Origin of the sequence: Nocardia sp. NPDC059691, assembly GCF_042733915.1 — a bacterium.
GTDB classification, from domain to species: Bacteria; Actinomycetota; Actinomycetes; order Mycobacteriales; family Mycobacteriaceae; genus Nocardia; species Nocardia sichangensis.
The window spans coordinates 265,453-286,930 of record NZ_JBHWFB010000007.1 but is presented as its reverse complement, the minus strand read 5'-3'; the positions used below and the strand labels follow the sequence as shown (position 1 = coordinate 286,930).

At 67.7% G+C, this 21,478-nt stretch carries 24 protein-coding genes; 16 read left to right on the top strand and 8 right to left on the bottom strand.

Annotated elements, in window-relative coordinates; all coding sequences use genetic code 11:
* Nucleotides 1-74 precede the first annotated feature (74 nt).
* Genes ACFV2O_RS18100 through ACFV2O_RS18090 form a run of 3 tightly spaced genes read left to right on the top strand, consistent with a single transcriptional unit; the run spans nucleotide 75 to nucleotide 1,949 of the window.
* A complete protein-coding gene (locus tag ACFV2O_RS18100; protein ID WP_379252783.1) occupies nucleotides 75-521 on the top strand; it encodes a MarR family winged helix-turn-helix transcriptional regulator in 447 nt (148 codons plus the stop codon).
* Between the two features lie 2 nt (nucleotides 522-523).
* Entirely contained in the window at nucleotides 524-946 is a 423-nt protein-coding gene (locus ACFV2O_RS18095) for an organic hydroperoxide resistance protein (RefSeq protein ID WP_379252782.1), read from the top strand.
* 16 nt (nucleotides 947-962) lie between these two features.
* Entirely contained in the window at nucleotides 963-1,949 is a 987-nt protein-coding gene (locus tag ACFV2O_RS18090) for a zinc-binding dehydrogenase (RefSeq protein ID WP_356965352.1), read from the top strand.
* Here the strand turns inward: ACFV2O_RS18090 and ACFV2O_RS18085 are convergent.
* Nucleotides 1,937-3,496, bottom strand: coding sequence for a phytoene desaturase family protein (locus ACFV2O_RS18085; protein ID WP_379252780.1), 1,560 nt, complete (start codon nucleotides 3,494-3,496; stop codon nucleotides 1,937-1,939). The genes ACFV2O_RS18090 and ACFV2O_RS18085 overlap by 13 nt on opposite strands.
* A gap of 79 nt (nucleotides 3,497-3,575) precedes the next feature.
* Nucleotides 3,576-4,211 (bottom strand): TetR/AcrR family transcriptional regulator C-terminal domain-containing protein, encoded by a 636-nt coding sequence (locus ACFV2O_RS18080; RefSeq protein WP_355076399.1) that lies wholly within the window; start codon nucleotides 4,209-4,211, stop codon nucleotides 3,576-3,578.
* A gap of 70 nt (nucleotides 4,212-4,281) precedes the next feature.
* Here ACFV2O_RS18080 and ACFV2O_RS18075 point away from each other — a divergent pair, with 70 nt between their 5' ends.
* Nucleotides 4,282-5,241: a zinc-binding alcohol dehydrogenase family protein gene (locus ACFV2O_RS18075; RefSeq protein ID WP_379252779.1), complete on the top strand. Its 960-nt coding sequence runs from the start codon at nucleotides 4,282-4,284 to the stop codon at nucleotides 5,239-5,241.
* Nucleotides 5,242-5,369: 128 nt separating this feature from the next.
* Here ACFV2O_RS18075 and ACFV2O_RS18070 read toward each other — a convergent pair whose 3' ends face one another.
* Nucleotides 5,370-5,951, bottom strand: a complete 582-nt coding sequence (locus ACFV2O_RS18070) for a TetR/AcrR family transcriptional regulator (protein ID WP_379252778.1) — start codon at nucleotides 5,949-5,951, stop codon at nucleotides 5,370-5,372.
* An 81-nt stretch (nucleotides 5,952-6,032) separates the two neighbouring features.
* Between ACFV2O_RS18070 and ACFV2O_RS18065 the strand changes: the two genes are divergently transcribed.
* On the top strand, nucleotides 6,033-7,295 hold the full coding sequence (locus ACFV2O_RS18065; RefSeq protein ID WP_379252776.1) for a YbfB/YjiJ family MFS transporter: 1,263 nt from the start codon (nucleotides 6,033-6,035) through the stop codon (nucleotides 7,293-7,295).
* A complete protein-coding gene (locus ACFV2O_RS18060; RefSeq protein ID WP_379252855.1) occupies nucleotides 7,201-7,845 on the top strand; it encodes an alpha/beta fold hydrolase in 645 nt (214 codons plus the stop codon). Before ACFV2O_RS18065 ends, ACFV2O_RS18060 begins: the two co-directional genes overlap by 95 nt.
* 74 nt (nucleotides 7,846-7,919) lie before the next feature.
* Here the strand turns inward: ACFV2O_RS18060 and ACFV2O_RS18055 are convergent, their stop codons facing one another.
* Entirely contained in the window at nucleotides 7,920-8,747 is an 828-nt protein-coding gene (locus tag ACFV2O_RS18055; RefSeq protein WP_379252775.1) for a class I SAM-dependent methyltransferase, read from the bottom strand.
* Between the two features lie 129 nt (nucleotides 8,748-8,876).
* Between ACFV2O_RS18055 and ACFV2O_RS18050 the strand changes: the two genes are divergently transcribed.
* The 4 genes from ACFV2O_RS18050 to ACFV2O_RS18035 all read left to right on the top strand — a co-directional run bounded on the left by ACFV2O_RS18050 (nucleotide 8,877) and on the right by ACFV2O_RS18035 (nucleotide 11,862).
* Nucleotides 8,877-9,560: a 2-phosphosulfolactate phosphatase gene (locus tag ACFV2O_RS18050; protein WP_379252774.1), complete on the top strand. Its 684-nt coding sequence runs from the start codon at nucleotides 8,877-8,879 to the stop codon at nucleotides 9,558-9,560.
* Nucleotides 9,561-9,642: 82 nt separating this feature from the next.
* A complete protein-coding gene (locus ACFV2O_RS18045) occupies nucleotides 9,643-10,077 on the top strand; it encodes a VOC family protein (RefSeq protein WP_355076703.1) in 435 nt (144 codons plus the stop codon).
* Nucleotides 10,078-10,302: 225 nt separating this feature from the next.
* Nucleotides 10,303-10,905, top strand: a complete 603-nt coding sequence (locus ACFV2O_RS18040; RefSeq protein WP_379252773.1) for a hypothetical protein — start codon at nucleotides 10,303-10,305, stop codon at nucleotides 10,903-10,905.
* 348 nt (nucleotides 10,906-11,253) lie between these two features.
* Complete coding sequence (locus ACFV2O_RS18035) at nucleotides 11,254-11,862, top strand: hypothetical protein (protein WP_379252771.1); 609 nt, start codon at nucleotides 11,254-11,256, stop codon at nucleotides 11,860-11,862.
* A gap of 70 nt (nucleotides 11,863-11,932) precedes the next feature.
* Here the strand turns inward: ACFV2O_RS18035 and ACFV2O_RS18030 are convergent, their stop codons facing one another.
* Nucleotides 11,933-12,271, bottom strand: a complete 339-nt coding sequence (locus ACFV2O_RS18030) for a hypothetical protein (protein WP_379252770.1) — start codon at nucleotides 12,269-12,271, stop codon at nucleotides 11,933-11,935.
* 646 nt (nucleotides 12,272-12,917) lie between these two features.
* Between ACFV2O_RS18030 and ACFV2O_RS18025 the strand changes: the two genes are divergently transcribed.
* Together ACFV2O_RS18025 and ACFV2O_RS18020 are read left to right on the top strand one after the other, a co-directional pair.
* Entirely contained in the window at nucleotides 12,918-13,589 is a 672-nt protein-coding gene (locus tag ACFV2O_RS18025) for an SGNH/GDSL hydrolase family protein (RefSeq protein WP_379252769.1), read from the top strand.
* An 80-nt stretch (nucleotides 13,590-13,669) separates the two neighbouring features.
* Complete coding sequence (locus tag ACFV2O_RS18020; protein WP_379252767.1) at nucleotides 13,670-15,058, top strand: MFS transporter; 1,389 nt, start codon at nucleotides 13,670-13,672, stop codon at nucleotides 15,056-15,058.
* A gap of 136 nt (nucleotides 15,059-15,194) precedes the next feature.
* Here ACFV2O_RS18020 and ACFV2O_RS18015 read toward each other — a convergent pair whose 3' ends face one another.
* Nucleotides 15,195-16,154 carry an isochorismatase family protein gene (locus tag ACFV2O_RS18015; RefSeq protein ID WP_379252766.1) on the bottom strand — a complete coding sequence of 320 codons (960 nt, stop codon included), beginning with the start codon at nucleotides 16,152-16,154 and terminating at the stop codon, nucleotides 15,195-15,197.
* A gap of 418 nt (nucleotides 16,155-16,572) precedes the next feature.
* On the opposite strand from ACFV2O_RS18015, the gene ACFV2O_RS18010 reads away from it, so the two are divergent.
* A complete protein-coding gene (locus tag ACFV2O_RS18010; RefSeq protein ID WP_379252765.1) occupies nucleotides 16,573-16,881 on the top strand; it encodes a hypothetical protein in 309 nt (102 codons plus the stop codon).
* Nucleotides 16,882-17,035: 154 nt separating this feature from the next.
* Here ACFV2O_RS18010 and ACFV2O_RS18005 read toward each other — a convergent pair whose 3' ends face one another.
* Both ACFV2O_RS18005 and ACFV2O_RS18000 read right to left on the bottom strand, forming a co-directional pair.
* A complete protein-coding gene (locus tag ACFV2O_RS18005; RefSeq protein WP_379252764.1) occupies nucleotides 17,036-17,731 on the bottom strand; it encodes a hypothetical protein in 696 nt (231 codons plus the stop codon).
* A gap of 82 nt (nucleotides 17,732-17,813) precedes the next feature.
* Nucleotides 17,814-18,746, bottom strand: a complete 933-nt coding sequence (locus tag ACFV2O_RS18000; protein WP_379252763.1) for a PDR/VanB family oxidoreductase — start codon at nucleotides 18,744-18,746, stop codon at nucleotides 17,814-17,816.
* A gap of 146 nt (nucleotides 18,747-18,892) precedes the next feature.
* Here ACFV2O_RS18000 and ACFV2O_RS17995 point away from each other — a divergent pair, with 146 nt between their 5' ends.
* The 3 genes from ACFV2O_RS17995 to ACFV2O_RS17985 are packed head-to-tail and all read left to right on the top strand — an operon-like array spanning nucleotide 18,893 to nucleotide 21,478.
* Nucleotides 18,893-20,053, top strand: a complete 1,161-nt coding sequence (locus ACFV2O_RS17995; RefSeq protein WP_355076427.1) for an acyl-CoA dehydrogenase family protein — start codon at nucleotides 18,893-18,895, stop codon at nucleotides 20,051-20,053.
* A 10-nt stretch (nucleotides 20,054-20,063) separates the two neighbouring features.
* Complete coding sequence (locus ACFV2O_RS17990; RefSeq protein WP_364433580.1) at nucleotides 20,064-20,588, top strand: YiiD C-terminal domain-containing protein; 525 nt, start codon at nucleotides 20,064-20,066, stop codon at nucleotides 20,586-20,588.
* Nucleotides 20,585-21,478 carry an alpha/beta fold hydrolase gene (locus ACFV2O_RS17985; RefSeq protein ID WP_379252762.1) on the top strand — a complete coding sequence of 298 codons (894 nt, stop codon included), beginning with the start codon at nucleotides 20,585-20,587 and terminating at the stop codon, nucleotides 21,476-21,478. The genes ACFV2O_RS17990 and ACFV2O_RS17985 overlap by 4 nt, the downstream gene beginning before the upstream one ends.

The window sequence follows — 21,478 nt, the reverse complement described above, 5'->3', positions numbered from 1 at the left end:
CCGCGGCCTCGGTGTGACGAGCGCCATGAACACTTAGGTTGTGCGCAATCGAATTGCTCACTACATTATTGCTCATGGCCGATCACCTCACCCTCGACGAGCAGCTCTGCTTCCCGCTCTACGCGGCGTCCCGGGCGATGACCGCGGTCTACCGCCCGAAGCTGGAACGGCTCGGGCTCACCTACCCGCAGTACCTGGTGATGCTCGCGCTGTGGGAACGCGACGAACGCAGCGTCGGCGACGTCTGCCATGCGCTCGACCTGGATTCCGGCACGCTCTCCCCGCTGCTCAAGCGGCTGGAGGCCGGGGGCCTCGTGGAGCGGCGGCGGTCGGCGGCCGACGAACGCCGCGTCGACATCCGGCTCACCGACCGAGGACGCGCCCTGCGCGCCGAGGCGGGCGACATCCCGGCCCAGATGGGCAAGGCCAGCGGCTTGTCCATGGACGACATCGCCGCATTGCGCGACATCCTGCGCCGACTGACCGATTCGCTGAAATCTCAGCTGAACGAAGGAGAATAGACATGCCGATCCTCTACACCGCCGAGGCCCTGGCCAGCGGCGACGGACGCAACGGCCGCGCACGCACCACCGACGGCAAGCTCGACCTGAATCTCTCGGCTCCCAAGGAAATGGGCGGCGACGGCGAGGGCACCAATCCCGAGCAGCTGTTCGCGGCCGGGTACGCGGCCTGCTTCCATTCGGCGCTGCGTCTGGTCGGCAAGCAGGTGAAGGCGAACATCGACGACTCCGCGGTCGGCGCCAAGGTCGGGATCGGGCCGAACGACGCGGGCGGCTTCGGCCTTGCGGTTACCCTGGAGGTATCGCTCCCCCATCTGTCCAGGGAGGACGCGCAAGCGCTCGCTGACAAAGCACACCAGGTCTGCCCGTATTCCAACGCGACCCGCGGCAACATCGACGTCCAGGTCCTCGTAGCCGAGGACTGATCGAGAAGGAGCGGATATGCGTGCCGTAGTCATCGAACGGTTCGGTGAACCGAAAGATGTACTGACCACCGCCGAACGCCCGGTCCCCGAGCCCGGTCCGGGCGAGGTGCGACTCGCGCTGATCCTGTCACCGATCCACAATCACGATCTGGCCATCGTGCGTGGCGTGTACGGCTACCGGCCCGAGTTGCCCGCCATCCCGGGCAGCGAGGCGGTCGCGCGGGTCGACGCGGTGGGTCCCGGCGTCACCGACATGTCGGTCGGACGGCGCGTGACGGTGTCCGGTGCGATCAACGTGTGGGCCGACTACTTCGTGGTCCCGGCCCGCCAGGTCATCCCGTTGCCCGACACGGTCTCCGACGAGACGGCGGCCCAACTGCTGGCCATGCCGTTGAGCGCGCTGATGCTCATCGAGGACCTCGGGCTGCGGTCCGGCGAGTGGCTGGCGATCAACGCCGCCAACGGCGCGGTCGGCAGGCTCGTCAACGTCTTCGCCAGGCAGCGTGGTTTGCGCGTGCTGAATCTCGTGCGCGGCCCTGGCTCCGTCGCGGCGCTGCGGGAACTCGGCTACGAGCCGGTGCTCGACACCGAGAGCGAGGGCTGGCGTGACCAGGTGGACGCCGCCACCTCCGGTGCGCCGATCGTCCGGGCCGTCGATCAAGTGGGCGGTCGCGCCGCGGCCGACGAACTGGCGTTGCTCGCGCCCGGCGGTCAGCTGATCTCCTTCGGCGCGCTCTCGGGCAAGCCGCTGACGCTCGATCCGGGCAGTCTGATCTTCGGCCAGGCCGTGGTCAAGGGCTTCTGGGGTTCCAAGCGGATCGAGGAGATCGGCGCGGACCAGCGCGGACGGCTGATCAGCGAACTGATCGATCTCGCCGCTCGCGGTGAGCTGCGGCTGGACATCGAAGCCGCCTACCCGCTCGAGGCCGCGGCGGACGCCGCCGTCGCCACCGAGACGCCGGGCCGCGCCGCCAAGATCGCGCTGCGGGGTCAGCCCGCCTGACCGGCGTTCAGCACGGCCATCGCGGCATTGTGCCCGGGAATGCCGCTGACGCCGCCGCCCCGGATGGCGCCCGCACCGCACAGGAACACGTTGCGGTGGCCGGTCGCCACGCCCCACCGGGCGCCGGGGTCGGCGGGGTCGGCGTCCTCGGGGAGGTAGGGGAAGGCCAGGTCCCGGTGGAAGATGTGGCCACCGGGCAGGCCGACCTCACCCTCGAGTTCGATCGGCGTCTTCGCCTCCAGGCAGGGCGCGCCGTTCTCGTCTCTCGCCAAGCAGTCCGCGATCGGTTCGGCGAGCACCGAATCGAGTTGCGCCAAGGTCGCTTTCACGAACTCTTCTTTCGCCGACGCGTGATCGGCGGCGAAGAGTTTCGCGCGAGCGTGCAGTCCGAACAGGGTGAGCGTATGCGCACCCTGCTCAGCCAGGTCCGGTGCCAGGATCGTCGGATCGGTCAATGTGTGGCAATAGATTTCGGCGGGCGGCGCGGACGGAATGCGGCCGATCGCGGCCTCGCCGTAGGCGCGGTCGAGTTGGGCGTACGACTCGCCGATGTGGAAAGTACCGGCGAATGCTTCCCGTGGCTCGACCTCGGCGTCGCGCAATCGTGGGAGGCGGCGCAGCAGCATATTGATCTTCAACTGCGCACCCTCGGGCTTCGGTGGCAGCGGCTCGCCGAGCAGCCCGGCGAGCGTATACGGCGCGACGTTCGCCAGGACGTGGCGCGCTCCGATCTTCCCTTCTTCGTATCCGACTTCCGCTGTGTCGCCGTCGGTTTCGATGCTCGTCACCGCGCAGTCGGTGACGATCTCCGCGCCCGCTTCGCGCGCGGCCGCGGCCAGTGCGTCGGTGAGCGCGCCCATGCCGCCGATCGGCACGTCCCAGTCGCCGGTGCCGCCGCCGATCACGTGGTACAGGAAGCAGCGATTCTGCCGCAGCGACGGATCGTGCGCATGGGTGAACGTGCCGATCAGCGCATCGGTGAGCACCACGCCGCGCACCGTGTCGTCGGCGAAGGTCGACTCGATCGTCTCACCGAGCGGCCGCTCGAACAGCGCCTCCCAGGTGGCCGCGTCGTCCACGATGTGCCGTAATGCCTCCTTCGACACCAGTGGCATGGTCAGCGTCGGAAAGACCCGCCGGGCCAATTCCCCCGTATTCGCGTAGAACCGCTGCCATGCGCGGAATTCCGTATCCGAGCCGGTCAGCCGCGTGAAACTCGCCTCCGTCCGGGCCTGCGCCGACGAGACCAGCAGACCACCCTCCCGTACCGGCGTGTAGGACGAGACCTCCCGCCGCCGCGTCTCGAACCGCAAGCCCAAGTCCGTCACGATCGACCACGGCAACAGGCTCACCAAATACGAGTACCGCGACAACCGCGCGTCGACGCCCGCGAACACCCGCTCCGATACCGCCGCCCCACCGGTATGCGGCTGCCGTTCGAGCACCAGCACCGACCGCCCGGCCCGAGCCAGATACGCGGCGGCCACCAACCCGTTGTGGCCGCCACCGACGATCACGACATCGTAGGAAGAGCGCGTCGGCGTCATGGATTCTCGATAGCACGAATCGGCGTCGGGCGACAGCGTCCACGCCTACCGCCACGGCGTGGCGATCCGGCCGGGGCAGTCAGCGCAGTCGGGCCGCGAGCCCGTCGAGGACGACGCCGAGTTGCCGTTCGAACCTGCTGTCACCGTCGTCGCGGAGGTGCCCGGCGGCCTTGACCAGTTCGGCGCCTTCACCCAGCCACTCATCACGTTCGGCGAGCGAGTACCGCGCCGGGTCGACGTCGGCCGACTGGCTGCGCTCCTGTTCCTCGATAACGAAGCCGACGACGTACGCGGTGACCAGGTCGAGGGCATCGTCCGCCTCCGCCAGTGCGAACCCAGCCGCTGTCAAGCGCGCGAGCCAGGATTCCTTCGCCCGCACCACTTCGGGGTCGGAGAAGCGCGTGCCGCTGAAGATGCGCGCGCCGTCCCGGTGGCGCAGGTATTCCGCGCGCAAGACGCGGGCGTAGGCGGCGACGTCGTCGCGCCAGTCGGCGCCGGAAGCGATCGCCGAGAGGGCGTCGGTGACGCGGCGCATCACGAACGTGCTCATCTCGTCGAGCAGTTCCTGCTTGTCGCGGACGTGCCAGTACAGCGCTGGGGCCTTCACCTGGAGCCGGGAAGCGAGCGCGCGGACGGTGAGCGCATCCATGCCCTTCTCGTCGAGCAGCTCGAGTGCCGCCGCCACGATCCGTTCCCGGGTGATGCCCTTTGCCACGGTTGACACCTTAACAAAGTTCAGGAAAGGTGGGCGATGCGGTTGATCTAACTTAGTTAAGGAGCTTGTCATGCGTGCTGCAGTCGTCGACACCGCAGGAGCGACACCGGTCTGCGCGGACTTCCCCGACCCGGAACAGCGGCCGGGCCGGACGCCGCTGAGACTCGTCGGCGCGGGCCTGCACCACGTCGTCCGTGGGCTGGCATCCGGCCGGCATTACGGCAGCGACCATGCCTACCCCCTCGTGCCGGGCGTCGACGCCGTGGCCAGGACCGACGACGGGCGGCTGGTCTACACGGGCCTCGCCCGGTCGCCGTGGGGAACGATGGCCGAATGGCTGGTCACCCCGTTCGAGGTGGAGCTGCCCGCCGGGGCCGATCCGCTCGCGACCGCCGCCGGCGTGAACCCCGCCTTGTCGGGCTGGATGCCCCTGACCACCCACCGCGAGGAGACAGGCGAACTCGGCACCGTGCTGGTACTCGGGGCCACCGGCATGTCGGGCAGCCTGGCCGTGCGAGCGGCGATGTCTCTCGGCGCGAAACAGGTCATCGCGGCCGGGCGCGATCACGAGGCGCTGGAACGACTGCGAGGCCTCGGCGCCGTCACCGTTCCGCTCGCGGCCGCCACACCCGACGCCGGGGCGGCCACCTTCGCCGCCGTCGTCGCCGAGGCGCAGCCCACGCTGGTGCTCGACTTCTTGTGGGGTCCCGTCGCCGAGGCCACCTTCGCCGCACTGGCGAAGGGCGGCATGGACGACGACGGCACGGCGATCGACTACGTGCAGATCGGCTCGCTCGCCGGAGCCGACGCGGCGTTGCCCGCGGCTCTGTTGCGCAGCAGGCGGATCCGGATCAGCGGCAGCGGCGCGGGCTCGGTTTCGAAGGCCGCGATGATCGCCGAGCTGCCCGAGGTCCTCGCCAGGTTCGCCGACGGCACCTTCGACGCGCCGTACACCGACTACCCACTCAGCCGCGTCGCCGAGGCCTGGGCGCATCAAGGGCGCACCCGTGCCGTCGTCGTCCCGGACTGACCGGACCCGGCGCGAGAAGGGAGGAAACGGGCAGACACGGCTTCGATGTCGCGGCCGGCCCGCCGGGATGTCGCTCGACTGCGGGAATGCCTTGCGGTCCTCAGCTATAGGCGGAGAACAGGACTCGGTCAGGTAGTCGCGGTGAGCAGGGCCACCGCGGCCGAGCGAGCATGCCCGCCGACACCAGCCGGATCATGCATCGCCGCGACGACGGTCGCGCCCTCCACCAGCATGAGCAGCTGACGGCCCAGCACGGCGGGATCCTCTGCTCCGGCGCGGGCGGCGATGCCGGTGAAGAGGTCGAGATAGCGCTGCAGGTGCCGCGCGGTGATGGTCCGCACCTCGTCGTCGTAGTGCTGGGCCGACGCGTTCACCATGGCGCAGCCGCGAAAGGCCGGTTGTGCGTACCACTCGCCGAGCGCGTCGAAGACCGCGGCCAACTGCTCGGCGGGGTCGTCGCCTGCCGACTCCACCGCACTCGCCAGCCACCCACCCACTTTTTCACTGCGCGACTCCAGCATCGCTCGCACGAGCCCGTCTTTGGTGCCGAAGTGGCGATACAAGGTCTCCTTGGACACCCCGAGCCGCGCGCACAGTTCGGCTACACCGATTCCGTCGAGGCCGCGCTCGTACAGCAGCGGTTCCGCCGCTTCGAGGATGGCGGCGCGGGTGCGCGCCGGGTCTATCGTCGAGCCTTTGGCCACGGGCATACATAGATGGTAACGGCTGGTTCGATCATCTGCTAGCATCCAAGGTCGTACCGATCGGTTCGACCTCGGAAGGCCGCGTTCATGACCCCGATATGGCAAGCCGCGCGCCTCGCCCTCGGCACCGCGTCGGCATTGGGATTCGCACGGTTCGCATACGGCTTGCTGTTACCCGCCATGCGAAACGACCTCGGCTGGAACCTGGCCGATGCCGGAATGCTCAGCACCGCAAACGGACTGGGCTATCTCGTCGGCGCCGTGGCGACACCCGCAGTGGTTCGCCGCCTGGGCACGGCAGCCGCGTTCCGCACCGGGATGACGCTGACCGCAACGGCGTTGACGTCCACAGCCGTCGGCAACGACCATCTCTTCCTGCTCGCGACCAGAGCCGTGGCCGGGGCGGCGGGTGCGGTCGTCTTCATCACCGGCGGCGTCATCGCCTCGCATATCGCCACGCACGCGTCATCCGGCACGCCCATCGCCGTCTACTTCGCGGGCACCGGGGTCGGCATCGTGCTCAGCGGCACAACCGTGCCGCTGGCGGGGGATCACTGGCGGATGGCGTGGGTCGGCCTGGGTATCGCCGCAGGCCTTGCGGCCCTGGCGAGTTGGACCGCCACCCGCCTCGACTCACCGGCTCCGAAAGTCGCCGGACACGCGCACTTGCGGCCACTGTGGCCGACAGCGCTCGCGTATCTGCTGTTCGCGGGTGGATACATCACCTACATCACCTTCCTGTCGGCGTACCTGGTCGATCGGCACGCCTCGACGCTCGAGGTGATGTCGGCCTGGACCGCGATGGGACTCGCCGTCGTCGCGGCACCTGTTCTGTGGAGCCGCCCCATCAGCCGCTGGCCCGGAAGCAGAGCGCTGTGCGTACTGCTCGCCGTCTTGGGCGCGGGCGCGGCACTGGCGCTGGTCACCCCCGCACCGCCGGTCCTGCTCGCCTCCACCGTCGTCTACGGGGCGACCTTCATGAGTGTCCCCGCGGCGGTCACGGCCTCGGTCAAGAACAACACCGCACCGGTCGATTGGACCGCGACGCTGGCGGCCTTCACGACGGTGTTCGCCGTCGGGCAAACCGCAGGGCCGTGGATCGCCGGGACTCTCGCGGATCACACGTCCACCAACTCCGCACTCGCGTTCACAGCGATCGCATGCGTCGCCGCGTCGGCGAGTGCCGCCATCCCACCCCCTCGCTCCCCCGACCAGAAGGAGAACGACAATGACGACTTTCGTCCTGATCCCCGGCATGTGCCACGGCGGCTGGTGCTTCGAGCAGCTCACCGAGCAGCTGCGTACGCGCGGCCATCGCGTGCTTCCGCTGACCCTCACCGGAGTCGGTGAGCGCGTGCATCTGCGCCACGGCGTGAATCTGGACACTCACATCCAGGACGTCACCGCCGCGCTGGCGGCCGAGAACGTCACCGACGCCGTCCTGGTGGGACACAGCTACGGCGGCATGGTGATCACCGGCGCCGCCGATCGCGCGGCGGCCCGGGTGGGCGCGCTTGTGTACCTCGACGCCGTGGTCCCCGGGCACGGGGACTCTTGCTTCACACTGGTTTCCGACGAAGAGCGGCGGTGGTACCTCGACGTGGTCGACACCGGCGACGCGGTCCGCCCGCTGCCCTTCTTCGATCCGCGAGCCACAGCGCACCCGCTCGCGTCGGTTCTCCAACCACTCACGCTCACCGGGGATCTCGGCCACATCCGGCGCAGGGATTACGTCTACGCGGCCGGATGGGAAACACCCTCACCGTTCACCGCCACCTACCAGCGATTGCGGGACGACGCCGGGTGGACGACTCACGCGCTCGACGGCGGGCACAACCTGATGCGCGACGCTCCCGAAGATCTGCTGCGCATACTGCTCGACGTCGCCGAATCGCACTGACGTCCAAGCGATCCGATCAGTCGGCCTCGACATGCGCCATCCCCCGCCGGACCGCACCCGACCGGTCCTCGACCTCACTCGAGGCGCTGTCCGACACGCAGGACGCTCAGATAACGGCGTGATGCCCGGTCGCCCATCCGTGTGCGGATGCGCTCGGCGACGGCATCGAGCAGGGGCTCACGGACGTCGCGGGCGAGCCTGCGATACAGCGACGTCGAGCGAAGGAGATCAGCGAAGCCGTCTCCGTCGAACTGCTGAACTGTTGGGTACCAACGCACGATCGTCGGGCCGAACAATGCTCCGGGATCCTCGACCAGGCCCCAGCCCTCATCGGTGGCGCGCACGTCGTCCTCCAGTGGTGGATGACCCCAGCCAGGGTTGCCGGGGCAGAACCGCTCGTGCAGATCGGCAGTTTCGGCGTAGACCTCCGGCTCGCCCGGCCTGCGGACGACGACGTTGCCGAGCAGCGCCATCCAGCCTCCGGGACAGAGCACATCGTGGGCTCGCCGCCAGCCGATCGACGGGTCCACCCAATGCCATGACGACGCGGCCACGAGGGCGTCGAAGCGTCGGCCACGGTCGTCCCACTCCTCGAACGTCGACGTCTCGACTTCGATGTTGTGCAAACCAGCGATCCGCCGCCGAGCGAATGCGGCCATGTCCTGGCCCGGCTCGATGGCGGTCACCGAGCAGCCGAGCGCTGCCAGCGAGCGCGTCGCCTGACCGGTACCGCAGCCCACCTCCAGCACCGCCGACCTTTCGGTCACGCCGGTGATGTCGCAGAGGTCCGCGAACAGCTCGTCAGGGTATCCCGGCCGGACTCGGTCATAGAGCTGCGGCACCTCGTTGAACACTCGGCCGAGGTCGTGTCGATTCGGGTCCGTCTTCCGATCGTCGGTCACGAACGGACAAGCTACGAGGCTCGCCCACCCATTCGCCACCGGTTTACCGGCAGCCGATGACGCGTTACGTCGTTCCTGCCCAACGCGCGCTCACGTCGGTGACCGATCCTTCTCATGCACGATGTGTGAATGCGTTTCACTTTCGCCGGCGTGGCGCAGTTGAGTGCCGTGCCCCGAGTCGCTGTCGTCATCGATGTGATGCGCGCTTTCACCACCGCGGCGTACGCCCTTGCGGGTTCCGCCGACCGGATCGTCTTCGCCGGCACCGACGACGCGGCATTGGAACTGAAGGCGCGTCAGCCGAATTGGCTCGCTGTGCGTGACGGCGCACCGGCGCCGGGGTTCGATCTGTCGAACTCGCCCGGACAGCTCAGCACACAGGATCTGCGAGGCCGCACCCTGGTGATGAAGACCACCGCGGGTACCGCGGGCGCGCTGGGCGTCGCCGACGCCGACGTGGTTCTGTGCGCGAGTTTCGTCGTCGCGCAGGCGACCGCGAGACTCCTGCGGAAGCTGGCACCCGAGCACGTCGTCTTCGTGATCACCGGAGACAACGGAAGCGCCGAGGAAGATTTGGCGTGCGCGCAATACATCGCCGCGTTGCTCACGGCCGACGACGTCGATCCGCGTCCGTTCACGAAACGAGCCCTGCACTCGACCGCCGCGAGGCAGCTGATGGAAGGCGTGGACAAGGGATACCGAGGAGTGCATCCTGACGACGTACAGCTATGCCTGGAGGTCGACACTTACGCATTCGCGATGACCGCCACCAACGACATATGGGGGATGACTCTGGGCGTCGAGGAGCCCTGATCCAACGTCGACGGTGACGCCGCTCGCGCTTCAGGCGATGTCTGGGATCTCGATGCCCGGCACACGCCCTTATGGTGGACCGATGGCATCGGTCAAGCAGGTCCAAGTCACCTTCGACTGCGCAGAACCCGAGCGCGTCGCTCGCTTCTGGTGCGAGGTGTTGGGCTACGTGGTACCGCCGCCACCAGAGGGGTTCGCTACGTGGGAGGATTTCGATCGCTCGCGGCCGCCTCAGCTTCAGGGTTCGTCGTTCGCCTGCGTCGATCCCTCGGGAGTGGGCCCGCGGCTGTACTTCCAGCGCGTTCCCGAAGGGAAGGTCGTCAAGAATCGAGTGCATCTCGATGTGCGGGTCGGCACCGGCCTCGTGGGTGAACAGCGCCTCGCCACGCTCGAAGCCGAGTGCGCACGGCTTATCGCCCTCGGCGCGATACGCGTGCGGCTACTTTCCGCCGATGACCACAACGAGTCGTGCATCGTGATGCAAGACATCGAGGGCAACGAGTTCTGTCTCGACTGAGTGACGCGACCCCGGTACGACCCGCTGAATGCAGAAGAAGCAACCTCAGGCGGAGCACTTGTCGCCTCCAGTTTGCCGCTGTTGCATTTTCCACGCTTTGGCCGCAAGGCACCAAGCGCGTTAGCTTTGCTTACGAACGACTTTGGGCGCGGAATTTTGAAACACCACATGTGGTTCGTTCGATGAGACGATTATGTTGTCGGGGCGGCTGCGGAGGAAGCTGACATGATCGACGGAATGGCCGTTGCCACTCACCTGGCTGTGGCACTGGGGGCAACGGGCGGACGGCCCGTGGACCGATCGGTGGATCAAGGATTGACCGCGCTCACCGGCGTGGTCACACGCGGGCTCGGACGACGCGCACTAGATGACCTCGACCAGAACCCGCACAGCATGGCAGCACGCCGCCAACTCGCCGCCGAGATCGAACGCGCGGCAGCCGCCGACACGGAATTCGCCCGCGAACTCGCCGCCCTGCAAGCCACGCTGGGCAGGCTGAACGGCGGAACCGTGATCAACACCGCGACCCACGGCAGTCGGATCGTCACCGGCAGCAAAGGCATCACGGCTGGTGGCAGCATTCACAACACCACATACGACATCGCGTCGGATGAGGATCTGTCCCGAGCTCCGGTCTGGACCAAGGCACTGTTGTGGATCGGCTTGGTATTCGTCGGTATCGGCTTCGTCGGCGGTCTGATCGGCATGTCTCGTGGCGCGTCGGTGTCGGGGCAGTTCAACTTGCTGCCGTTCTTCCTCGTCGGCGGTGTCCTCATGACCTTCGCCGAGCTCGGCGCGAGAACGTCGACACCTCGACGCCGCCGGTAGGTCGGAAGCAGTTCGTTCGCTCGGTCGCCTTGGCGTGGTACAGCCGGGTCGTCACCCCGACGAGTGAGATCCGCAAGAGAATTCAGAGCTTGTCGGATGTGCGGCGGTTTACTGGAAAACAGCTGGATCAAGGCCTCTTCCGCCCGTCGAATTAAAACATGCTGCGGTTTATGGATTTTCGATATCCACCCGCTCGATCGTGCCCGACTCCTGGCATGCAGACCGCTACCTCGGGGTCGTACCAGAAATCAGTGAGATGAATTTTTCAGTCCGGAATGTGTGAAACAACGCCGGTGGCTCGTTCGATGAGATGGTTATGCTGCCGGGGCGGCTGTGGAGGAGACTGACATGATCGACGGAATGGTCGTTGCCGCATATGTGGCCGCGGCACTGGGGGCGGCGGGCGGACGGGCCGTGGACCGATCACTGGATCAAGGCCTGACCGCGCTGACCGGCATGGTCACACGCAGGCTCGGACGACGTGCACTCGACGACCTCGACCGAAACCCGACGAGCATGGCAGCACGCCGCCAACTCGCCGACCAGATCGAACGCGCGGCATCCGCCGACGCGGAATTCGCCCGCGAACTCGCCGAACTCCGAGACCAACTGGACAGGATGAACGGCCGGACCATCATCAACACCGCGACCCACGGCAGCCGGATCGTCACCGGCGGGGACGGCATGACCGCTGGAGACGACATCCATAACACCACCTACGATTCCCCGGCCCCAGGGGATCTGTCGGGGGCACCTCTGTGGAGCAGAGTCCTGATCTGGATCGGCACAACTGTCGGAGTGATCGGCTGGGCCATCGCCGGGATCGCGATTGCTCAGCACACACCGGGGCACATGAACGATGCCACAAACGGATTCGTGGTTTTCATGATCGGAGTCGGCATCGCGCTGGTGGGCCAATACGGCGCGAGCACGTCGACACCCCGACGACGGCGGTGACGCCGACCCCATCACCCCACCCCGAATGATGGGCGCGGCTGCCCGTCACCGCAGGCCTCTGCTCAGGCGTTCAGGTTGCGCCATCGCCGCAACCGGCAATCTCGTCCATCAGCATCCGCAGGGTCAGGGACTGTTTCTCGGGCGGAAGGGCGTCCATCGCGCTGCGTGCCGTCCGAATTCCTTCGGTTCGATCACCTGCTCTGACCAGCATCGGACCGCAGTGCATCTCCAGATGCGTTGCGAAGCGCGGCAACTCGGCCGGAAGCTCCGTTCGGGCCTGCTCTTGTGCGGCGACCGCCAATTTCTCATCGCCGAGGCGCGCGGCGAGCAGGGACAGGAACACATTCATGCGCCACCACGGAACGTCGTAGTCGGAGGTCTGCTCGTAGGAGCCGGACTTGTCGAACACCCGGCGTCCCTTCTTCGACAAGAGCGCGCCCCGCCTCGCCATCGCCTCGCGACACTGCCGCATGAGCCTTGCCCATGGATCGCATTGAGCCGACCCAAGCTCGGCATGCCCGACAGCGCGAGCGCCTGGTCGGCGAGAAGATCGGCGACTCCCAACGCCGCACCCTCGTAGCCGAGCGCTATGGCCGCCTGCCCCCGCACCCACACTCGGGTCTGCTCATCCTCGGAACGGTCCGCTGCCTCGGCGGCCATCCGGTACCAGGTGACCACCTTAGTGCCGTCCGATCCCGGAAACGTCTTCGCGTACAGCGTCATCAGCCGGGCGGCCGCTCCCCACATCTGCGGACTGTCCAACTGCTGTTGCAGTATCGCCAGGTCGATGGCCAAACGCCGCTGAATGTGCGCCGCACCGAGTGACATGTAATCGGTACCGTAAGCGCTGAGCTTTTCCTGCCATGCCTCGATACTGGGTGGTTTTCGTGCACGAGCACCAGACCCACCGCTACGCCGACGATGTGACCGTCGATCTGCGCGATACCTCTACCTATCCGCGCCTGCCGAACGAGCGCTTGTATCCGCAACCGTGACCGCGCGCCGGTACGGAGACGGCTTGATAAAAGAATACGGTCGACCGTATATTCTCCTCCATGGAGCACAACGTCCTCACCGAGGAGACCGACCCGTTCTGCCTGGACCAGGCGGATGCCGTGGCCTTGCTGGCCGGAGCCCCGTGGGGCAGGTATGCCGTTGTCGGCGACAGTCTTTCGGCTGGAACCGGCGATCCCACCCAGGGCTACCGAGATCAGGGCTGGTCGGACCGGGTTGCCGATGTCTTGCGGGCAGTGCGGCCGGATCTGGATTACCTCAACGTCTCCGAGAACGGGGCGACCACCGCCCAGACGCTCGAGAAGCAGGCGGCCCGCATGCTCGAGTTCTCCCCTGATTTGCTCCACCTGCCCTGCGGGGCCAATGACATCGCGCGGCGCAGGCCGGACTTCGGCGATATAGAGCGAACGCTGCGGCAGATGTACGACCTGGCGAAGGGAACCGGCGCCCTGCTGACCACTTTCACGCTCGGCAAGGCGTACGTCGTCCCGGTCTTCCCGGACTGGCCGGAGCGAATCGCCACGGTCAACGAGATCGTGCGGGGGCTGGCTTCGGAATACGACGCCCTCGTGGTGGACATGTGGGACCACCCGATCAACGACCGCGACAACCTGCTCAGCGCGGACGGTATCCACTTCTCGACCTCGGGTCAGGCCGTCATGGCGGCCGAGGTGGTCAAGAAGCTGGCCGAATCCCTTGGCACCGACAAATGAAGAGGTCTCTCATCGTGGCAAGTAGTCAGCAAGCAGCCAGCCGGCCGGTAGCAGTCGCGGACGCGGACGCGATTGCGTGGATGACGGTATCGATTCTTCTGACCGCCCTGTTCATGGCGGTTCTCGACTCGTTCATCGTCGTGGTCGCCGACCCCTCGATCGCGGCGGACCTGCACGCGTCCGACGGCGATGTCCAGTGGGTGCTGGCGGGCTATCAGCTGAGTTACGCGGTCTTCATCATCACCGCTACGCGCCTGGCCGACATGTACGGCCGCAAGCGGATCTTCCTTCTCGGGGTGGTCCTGTTCACGCTGTCGTCGGTCGCTTGCGCGCTGTCACCGAACGCGGGCAGCCTGATCGCCGCGCGTGTCGTCCAGGGCCTGGGAGCCGCCCTCATGGTTCCCCAGGTGTTCGCGTACGTCACGGTGCTGGTGCCCGCGGCGAGGCGGCACAGCGTCTACGGCGTGCTCGGCATCGTCATGGGCATGGCCACCATCGGCGGACAGGTCATCGGCGGACTGCTGATCGGCGCCAACCTGTTCGACTCCGGCTGGCGCCTGGTGTTCTGGGTGAACGCGCCGATCGGAGTCGTCATGCTCCTGCTCGCCGTGCGATTCGTGCCGGAGACAGGCTCGGCTGCCGACCGCAAGCTGGACATGTCCGGCGTCCTGGTGCTCAGCACGGCACTGTTCCTCTTGGTGCTGCCGCTCATCCAGGGGCAGGAGGCGGGTTGGCCGGGGTGGGTCTGGGCTTGTTTCGCGGGCAGCGCGGTCGCGTTCGGCCTGTTCGTCGCGATCGAGCGGCGCCTGGAACGGCGCGGCGGGGATCCGCTGGTACCGCTGACATTGTTCGGACAGCGCTCGTTCTCGCTCGGGATCGTTCTCGTGCTCGCCCTGTATGCGCTGATCTACTCGTATTATCTGGCCTTGTCGGTAACGATGCAGCAAGGCCTCGACATGTCGGCGCTCGGCGCGGGTCTGGTCTACACGCCAGCCGCCATAACGTTTTTCGTGTTCAGCATGGTAGCGAGCCGGATGGTTCCGAAGTATGGACGACGCGTCCTCGAGGTCGGGGCGATCATACTGGCGACCGGTTACCTGGCGACCGGTCTCTTGCTGGTGTCCGGCCCTAGGATCACTCCGCTGCTCGTGATCCCCACCCTGATTCTGCAGAGTGTCGGTGGCGGACTGGTTATTACGCAGGCGCTCAACACGGTGCTGAGCCGTGTCCGGCCCGAGTCGGCCGGTGTCGCGTCAGGGGCCTTGTCCACGGCCCAGCAGTGTGGCGGAGCGCTGGGCGTCGCCGTCATCGGAGCGGTCTACTTCAGCTCGTTCCACCCGGCCGAAGTCGGCAGGGTAGCCGCCGCAGGCCACGCCTTCGCGGTCGCGTCGTTCGGGACGTTCGTCATCGCTGTCGTAGCGGGCGTTGTCGTCTTCCTTCTTCCGAAGCGGCCGACGGTCCAGGTCTGAATGCGAGGACACGGTCGGGCTGCGGACGAAGTGGGTCCCGCTTACGTCCGGGCAGATCGGTTGCCCGGACGTAAGCCAGCGAAAACATCAGCGCCGCGACACTGTCGAGCGTATGTCGGCGGGCCATGACAATCCATCAGATCTGGGTCGCGATGTCGAGCATGGTGAGCACATCCGAGGCCGGACGAACGTCGCCGAATGATCTGTAGATGGTGTGGAGTGCGGCGTTGTGGTCGCGGTCGCGGCGGGCGGCGTTGGCGTCGGCGACCATGATCACTCGGAAGTCGAGGGTGGCGGCGTCGCGTGCCGAGGACTCGCAGCACACGTTGGTGACGGTTCCCGTGATCAGGACGGTATCTATGTGTCGCTGTTCGAGTAGTTGCGGCAGGACGCAACGACCAGGGAAGAAGGCGCTGAACCCGGATTTGTCGACGAACAGGTCATCGTCGTGGGTGGCCAGATCGGGCCACAGTCGAGTGGGTATCGGTCCGGAAGTCCCCGCGTCGCTGTAGGTTTCGGCGATCTTCGGGCCGAAGAACTCGATCGCTCGCTCGGCCGGTTCCCCAGTCGCGGGCACCACCCACGCGACGGTTCCGCCCGCTATCCGCAACGCGTCGGCCAGGCGGTTGATGTTGGGCACGATCGCCCGGCAGTAGGCATTGCCGGAGACGTGGAGCGGCACCATGTCGATCACGGCCAAGGCGGTGCGCTCGGGATCGAGCTCCGGATACGCGAACCGGCGTCCGCGGCGGGATTCGTGGCGAGCGTACTCACGGGCCTCGATATGCCAGTCGTGTGTCGGGAGCGTCGGTGTGGCGTCGCCGTCGTCGCGAATCAGGTCGTACACATACGAACGGTCACCCTTCCGGCTCACCCACACGCCCTCGGGCGGCAGGTCGCCTCGCCCCGCGTCGTCGAACGGGCGGCTGGACACCTCACCCGACTCCGAGCACACCACCCATCCGAAGCCGGGCAATCGCCGGCACCAGATGTCGAGGTCAACACGCTTGTACGACGGGAATCCATGCATCTCCCCCTCGCGGGCGAACTCATAGGTCAACCCGTCCACCCGCCGCACGAACTTCACACCCGACATCACGCCATCCTCGACGAACGACCCGGCCGCCTCAACTGAAACTCCTCGCCGAGCTCGACGAACTTCATGGGGACACTCGCGACCCGCCCCAGCCGCTCAGCGCGGGTTCCGCTTGCACGCACTCACTCTGACGAGCCCGACGAGCACGCGGAACTGCCGCATTAAGTGATGCAGTATTCATGAATACCCATGAGCCCACCGCCACTCGACGGATGCGATGCGGCCGGAGGACTTCCCCTGCCACCTTATGAACTTGTGCACACGAAATCCGCAGGTGTAGACACCTATTCGGAAGCCGAATTGGCGAGTCCACGGCAAGATATCGCCCGCAGGCAGCGGAACTCGCTCCGCGATCTCGCGTACAACAGCGCACACTCTAGCTATTATGTGGACCAATATTCTTCAACATAGGAGCGCAATGATGCGTACCCCCCTGCGCCTCGCCACCGCCTCGGTCGCGGCGGCGACCCTCGTCGTCACCGCGGCCGGTGCGACGGCCGAACCGATCAGCTCCGCCCCGGCGACCGCTGTCGCGGCCGGAACCGGCTCGTCGGCGGTGGATTCCGGGGCGGCAGCGGCCCAATCGGCCGTGTACTTCCTCCAGCGTGGCGACGTCATCGGGATTCTCGTGCTCTTGGTCACCGCGCCCTTGCAGATATTCACCAGTGGCGTCTGCGATCTGGCCACCGGGTCGGCGCTTCCGAGTCCGTGCGCCACACCGAGGTGAACCCCCGGTGGCGTCTGCGCGCCGGTGCGCCGCGGCGAATTCGGGACGCACCCTGATCGGACCCCCGCCGAACGGGAAAGACCCCGCCCGGCGGTGCAGCCGGACGGGGTCGGGTGTCCCCCAACGAACGAGACGTCGGGTTCTTCGCCGCTATCTACTTCGCCTGGACGGGAGGCTGGTTGATAGTGGAGAAGTACTGGATGGCGGCGCCGATCGCCACCGGGGCGGTGACCAGGATCTGGCCCGCGATGGTGCCCAGGGCGCCGATCGCGATGATGCCGCCGAGGCAGCCGATGGCCGCCGCCGGGATGAACGCGCCGAACAAGCCGACGATCGCCGCGGAGGCGACGGTCGCGCCGGCGATGCCGCCGAGCACGCAGCCCACGGCGCCGCCGCCGATGCCGCCGATCAGGGTGCCGAGGGTGGCGCCCATGGTGATGGTGCTGGTCATGCGGGACCAGGCGGCCTGCTCACGGTCGTATTCGTTCTTCCACGGGGCCTTGTCCTCGAACGGCAGGGCGACCGGCTTGTAGGCCGCGTGCGCCATGTCGAACTGCGGGGTCAGCGTCGCGGTGCGATCGACGATGTCGGCCACGATCGGGAACTCGAAGTCGTCGACCCGGAACTTCAGCGGCATGCCGGTGAGCACGGCGCCGTTGGCGGCCTTGATCTTGAACAGCCCGTCCTCGACGACCATGGAACCGGCATCGGTCGTGACGATGGACTGGGTGTCGGTGGCGTAGGCGGTGAAGTCGACGGCGTCCTCGCTGCCGGGCTGCGCACCGGCCGAGCCGGCGGCGATCCCGACTGCGGCGACCAGACCAGCGGCCACCGCAACGATTTTCCTCATCCTTGGTTCTTTCCTCTCGGTTTCTCACAGGAAGCGGTCGCGACGAGCGCGCCGCACACCCACCGCGGTCGCAGCGGGCAGGTCAGAGGTCGAGGACGAGCGGGCCCGACCTGGCCCGCGAGACGCACAGCATCATGGTGTCGCCGCGCGCCCGTTCCTCGTCGGTGAGCAGCTCGTCCCGATGCTCGATGTCGCCGGACAACACCGCGGTCTCGCAGCTGCCGCAGGTGCCTTCGCGGCACGAGGTGACGATGCCGATTCCGGCGGATTCCAAGACGTCGGCGATGGATTGGTTCGCCCCGATCCGGAAGGTCTTGCCGCTGGCCGCCAAGCGCACCTCGAACGGCTCGTTCGGGGCGAACTCCGACTGCCGCGGCACGAAGCGCTCCACGTGCACCGGCACCCCGGCGCGCGCGCCTTCGGCCTCCGCCGCCGCCAGCAGCGGCTCGGGTCCGCAGCAGTACACGGGGGTGTCGGAGAGATCGGCGAAGATCTCGCGCAGCGGCAGTAGGCCGTGCTCGTCCTGCGGCAGCAGGTTCGCCAGCGGATAGCGCTCGGCGATGGCGTCGGCGAACGCCATGTGCCCTCTGGTGCGGCCGCCGTAGTACAGCGACCAGCGAGCACCCGAGGCTTCCGCGGCGGCGACCATGGGCAGGATCGGCGTGATCCCGATGCCTCCGGCGAGGAAGACATAGCTGTCGCCGCTCACGAGTTCGAAGTTGTTGCGCGGCGCGGACACTCGCAGCACCGAGCCGGGTTGCGCGGCGCGGTGCAGATAGGCCGAGCCGCCGCGCCCGTCCGGTTCGTGCAGCACCGCGATGCGCCAGCGTGCCCGGTCGGCCGGGTCGCCGCACAGTGAGTACTGCCGCACGCCCGCCGCGCCGACCGCGACATCGATGTGGGCTCCCGGTGTCCACGACGGCAGTTCGCCGCCGTCGACCGGGGCCAGGTCGAGCGCGAAAACGCCCGCGGCCTCGTCGCGGCGGCGCCATACTCGCACCGCTGTGTCAGTCATATCCGTCCCCTAGCCCGGCAACGTCTCCGCGATCACCGTCGCCGAGATGTGCCGCCCACGCACCGGACGAATGGGCAGTCGATTCGCGCAATCGACGTTGACTATCGCCCCCTCGCCCGCACACGCGGCGCGCCGAGACTGACGCCATGACCACTGTGGCGCAATTGGTGGACAAGACCACCCAGTTCATTCGGGACCAGGTCGTTCCGGTGGAACGCGAGGTCGTCGTGGACGGGCGGGTGATGGACGACGCGCTGCGGCTCGAGCTGCAGAAGAAGGCCAAGGAGGCCGGCGTCTTCGGACCGCTGTCGGATCCGCGATACGGCGGCCTCGGCCTCGACACCCGAGCCCAGGCGCAGGTGCTCGAAGCCGCGGGGGCGAGCCTGCTCGGCCCGATCGCGGTGAACGCGTGGGCGCCCGACGACGGCAACATCCACCTGCTCGCGCACGTCGCGAACGAGGAGCAGCAGCAGCGCTACCTCGCGCCGCTGGCCGCGGGCGACGTCCGTTCCGCGATCGCGATGACCGAACCCGCCCCCGGCGCCGGATCCGACCCCGGGATGCTGCGGACCGTTGCCGAGGAGACCGAGTCCGGCTGGGTCATCAACGGCGCCAAGCATTTCACCACGGGCGCGCAGGGGGCGGCGTTCACCATCTGCGTGGCGCGCACGGGTGACGGCCCGACTATGTTCCTGGTCGACCAGGACAACCCCGGATTGCGGGTGGGTCGCCGGATGCCGACGCTCGACCACACCAGCGCGCCCGGCGGCCACTGCGAGGTGACCTTCGACGACTGCGAGGTGCCCGATTCCGCCGTGCTGGGCCAGGTCGGCCAGGGGCTGGCGCTCGCGCAGGTCCGGCTCGCGCCCTCGCGGCTGGTGTTCTGTATGAACTGGCTCGGGCTCGCGGTGCGGGCGCACCAGCTGACCATCGAGCACATCGGCACGCGCACGTCGTTCGGCGTCCCGATCGCCGAGCACGGCATGGCCCAAGGCCTCGTCGCGGACAACGAGATCGACATCGCCGCCGCGCGCGGCGTGATCCGCACCGCCGCCGAGACCATCGACGCGCAGGGGCCGACCTCCTCGCAGGCGCGGCACGAGGCGTCGATCGCCAAGACGTTCGTCTCCGAGGCGGTCTGGCGGGTGCTCGACCGGGCGGTCCAGTTGCACGGCGGGCTCGGTGTCTGCGAAGACCACCTCGTCGCTCGATTCCTGGTCGAGGCCAGGGCTTTCCGCATCTACGAAGGACCCTCGGAGGTCCTGCGCTGGTCCATCGCTCGCCGCGCCCTGCGCACCAAACGCTGAAGGAGACGTCATGACCACGCGTGAGATCGCCGGTTTCGCGGCGGCCTATCCCGAACTCGACTGCGACGCCGTCGATTACGAGTACCTGCGGGCGGTGTCGCAGGAGATGGTTCCGTTCGGCCGCCACGTCGGCACGCTGATCACCGAGATCGGCCCGGAACGCGCCGTCGTCGAGATTCCCGCCGTCGGCTCGGTCCGCAACCACATGGGCACCGTGCACGCCGGGGCGCTGTTCACCGCCGCCGACATCGGCGGAGCGGCCGCGTTCGTCGGCGCGGCGGCCACCCGCCTGCGCACCGTCGAGCGGCTGGTGCTGCGCGGCGGCAGCGCGTCCTACCGCAAACCCGCCGTCGGCCGCATCCGCGCCATCGCGACCGTCGACCAGCGCGAACTCGCCGACGTGCTCGCGGCGACGGCCGCGCAGCGCTTCGAGCTGTCCGGCAAGGCGGCCCTGCTCGATGACGGCGACGTCGTCGTGGCGAAGTTCACCTTCGACTACGTCTGCGACATCACCCTCGCGGAGGACGAGCGATGACCACCGCGGCGCCGCAGAACCGTTCGGAGTTCACCACACTGGAATCGGCCACGGTGCCGACCGGCGACGGTGTCACCTTCACCGTCCGCTTCCTGGAGTCGAAGAAGCCGGGCGCACCGGTCGTGCTGATCCTGCCCGCCATGGCGATGAAGGCGAAGAACTATCTGTTCCTCGCGAAAGAGCTTCATTCGCAGGGGCTTTCGGTGGCGTTGACCGACTTGCGGGCGCACGGCGAGGCCGAGCCCGGACTCGGGCTGCACCGCGACTTCGGCTATCGCGAGATGATCGAGACCGACCTGCCCGCCCTCGTCGGGGTGGTGCGGGCGCGGTTCCCCGAGGCGCCGATCCACTTGTTCGGGCACAGCCTGGGCGGACAGCTCGCGTTGCTGTTCACCGCGGCGGAGCCGGAGCGGATCGCGGGCGTCACCGTCATCGGCACCGGCACGGTCTTCTGGTGGGCCTTCGGCGCGCGCCGCTGGTGGGAGGCGCTGAGCCAGATCCAGTGGATCGGCCTGGTCTCGCGGTGGAAGGGTCACTGGCCCGGTGGTGTGCTCATCCCGGCCCCGATGCCGGGCGGCGTCATGCGTGACTGGTCGATGCACTCGCTGACCAGCTACTACCGCCCCAAGGGCAGCAAGCGCCGGTACAACACCCTGCTGCGGAACCTGACCGCGCCGGTGCTGGCGATCTCGCTGTCCGACGACGTGCTCGGCCCGAAGTCCAACGTCGACTTCCTGGTCTCCCGGATGCCGAACGCCCGGGTGACCCACTGGCACATCGACGAGAACGCCCCGGTGGCCAATCGCGACCACTTCCTGTGGATCAAGGACTCCCCCGCGATCGCGGCCCGGGTGGCGACCTGGATCGTCGCGGGCGAGCTGCCGGGCTGA

Excerpts from the sequence above, each read along its gene's own strand:
- ACFV2O_RS18100 (WP_379252783.1), top strand. The coding sequence starts at position 75 with ATGGCCGATCACCTCACCCTCGACGAGCAGCTCTGCTTCCCGCTCTAC.
- ACFV2O_RS18095 (WP_379252782.1), top strand. The coding sequence starts at position 524 with ATGCCGATCCTCTACACCGCCGAGGCCCTGGCCAGCGGCGACGGACGC.
- ACFV2O_RS18090 (WP_356965352.1), top strand. The coding sequence starts at position 963 with ATGCGTGCCGTAGTCATCGAACGGTTCGGTGAACCGAAAGATGTACTG.
- ACFV2O_RS18085 (WP_379252780.1), bottom strand. The coding sequence starts at position 3,496 with ATGACGCCGACGCGCTCTTCCTACGATGTCGTGATCGTCGGTGGCGGC.
- ACFV2O_RS18075 (WP_379252779.1), top strand. The coding sequence starts at position 4,282 with ATGCGTGCTGCAGTCGTCGACACCGCAGGAGCGACACCGGTCTGCGCG.
- ACFV2O_RS18070 (WP_379252778.1), bottom strand. The coding sequence starts at position 5,951 with ATGCCCGTGGCCAAAGGCTCGACGATAGACCCGGCGCGCACCCGCGCC.
- ACFV2O_RS18065 (WP_379252776.1), top strand. The coding sequence starts at position 6,033 with ATGACCCCGATATGGCAAGCCGCGCGCCTCGCCCTCGGCACCGCGTCG.
- ACFV2O_RS18060 (WP_379252855.1), top strand. The coding sequence starts at position 7,201 with ATGTGCCACGGCGGCTGGTGCTTCGAGCAGCTCACCGAGCAGCTGCGT.
- ACFV2O_RS18050 (WP_379252774.1), top strand. The coding sequence starts at position 8,877 with ATGCGTTTCACTTTCGCCGGCGTGGCGCAGTTGAGTGCCGTGCCCCGA.
- ACFV2O_RS18045 (WP_355076703.1), top strand. The coding sequence starts at position 9,643 with ATGGCATCGGTCAAGCAGGTCCAAGTCACCTTCGACTGCGCAGAACCC.
- ACFV2O_RS18040 (WP_379252773.1), top strand. The coding sequence starts at position 10,303 with ATGATCGACGGAATGGCCGTTGCCACTCACCTGGCTGTGGCACTGGGG.
- ACFV2O_RS18035 (WP_379252771.1), top strand. The coding sequence starts at position 11,254 with ATGATCGACGGAATGGTCGTTGCCGCATATGTGGCCGCGGCACTGGGG.
- ACFV2O_RS18025 (WP_379252769.1), top strand. The coding sequence starts at position 12,918 with ATGGAGCACAACGTCCTCACCGAGGAGACCGACCCGTTCTGCCTGGAC.
- ACFV2O_RS18020 (WP_379252767.1), top strand. The coding sequence starts at position 13,670 with ATGACGGTATCGATTCTTCTGACCGCCCTGTTCATGGCGGTTCTCGAC.
- ACFV2O_RS18015 (WP_379252766.1), bottom strand. The coding sequence starts at position 16,154 with ATGTCGGGTGTGAAGTTCGTGCGGCGGGTGGACGGGTTGACCTATGAG.
- ACFV2O_RS18010 (WP_379252765.1), top strand. The coding sequence starts at position 16,573 with ATGATGCGTACCCCCCTGCGCCTCGCCACCGCCTCGGTCGCGGCGGCG.
- ACFV2O_RS18005 (WP_379252764.1), bottom strand. The coding sequence starts at position 17,731 with ATGAGGAAAATCGTTGCGGTGGCCGCTGGTCTGGTCGCCGCAGTCGGG.
- ACFV2O_RS18000 (WP_379252763.1), bottom strand. The coding sequence starts at position 18,746 with ATGACTGACACAGCGGTGCGAGTATGGCGCCGCCGCGACGAGGCCGCG.
- ACFV2O_RS17995 (WP_355076427.1), top strand. The coding sequence starts at position 18,893 with ATGACCACTGTGGCGCAATTGGTGGACAAGACCACCCAGTTCATTCGG.
- ACFV2O_RS17990 (WP_364433580.1), top strand. The coding sequence starts at position 20,064 with ATGACCACGCGTGAGATCGCCGGTTTCGCGGCGGCCTATCCCGAACTC.
- ACFV2O_RS17985 (WP_379252762.1), top strand. The coding sequence starts at position 20,585 with ATGACCACCGCGGCGCCGCAGAACCGTTCGGAGTTCACCACACTGGAA.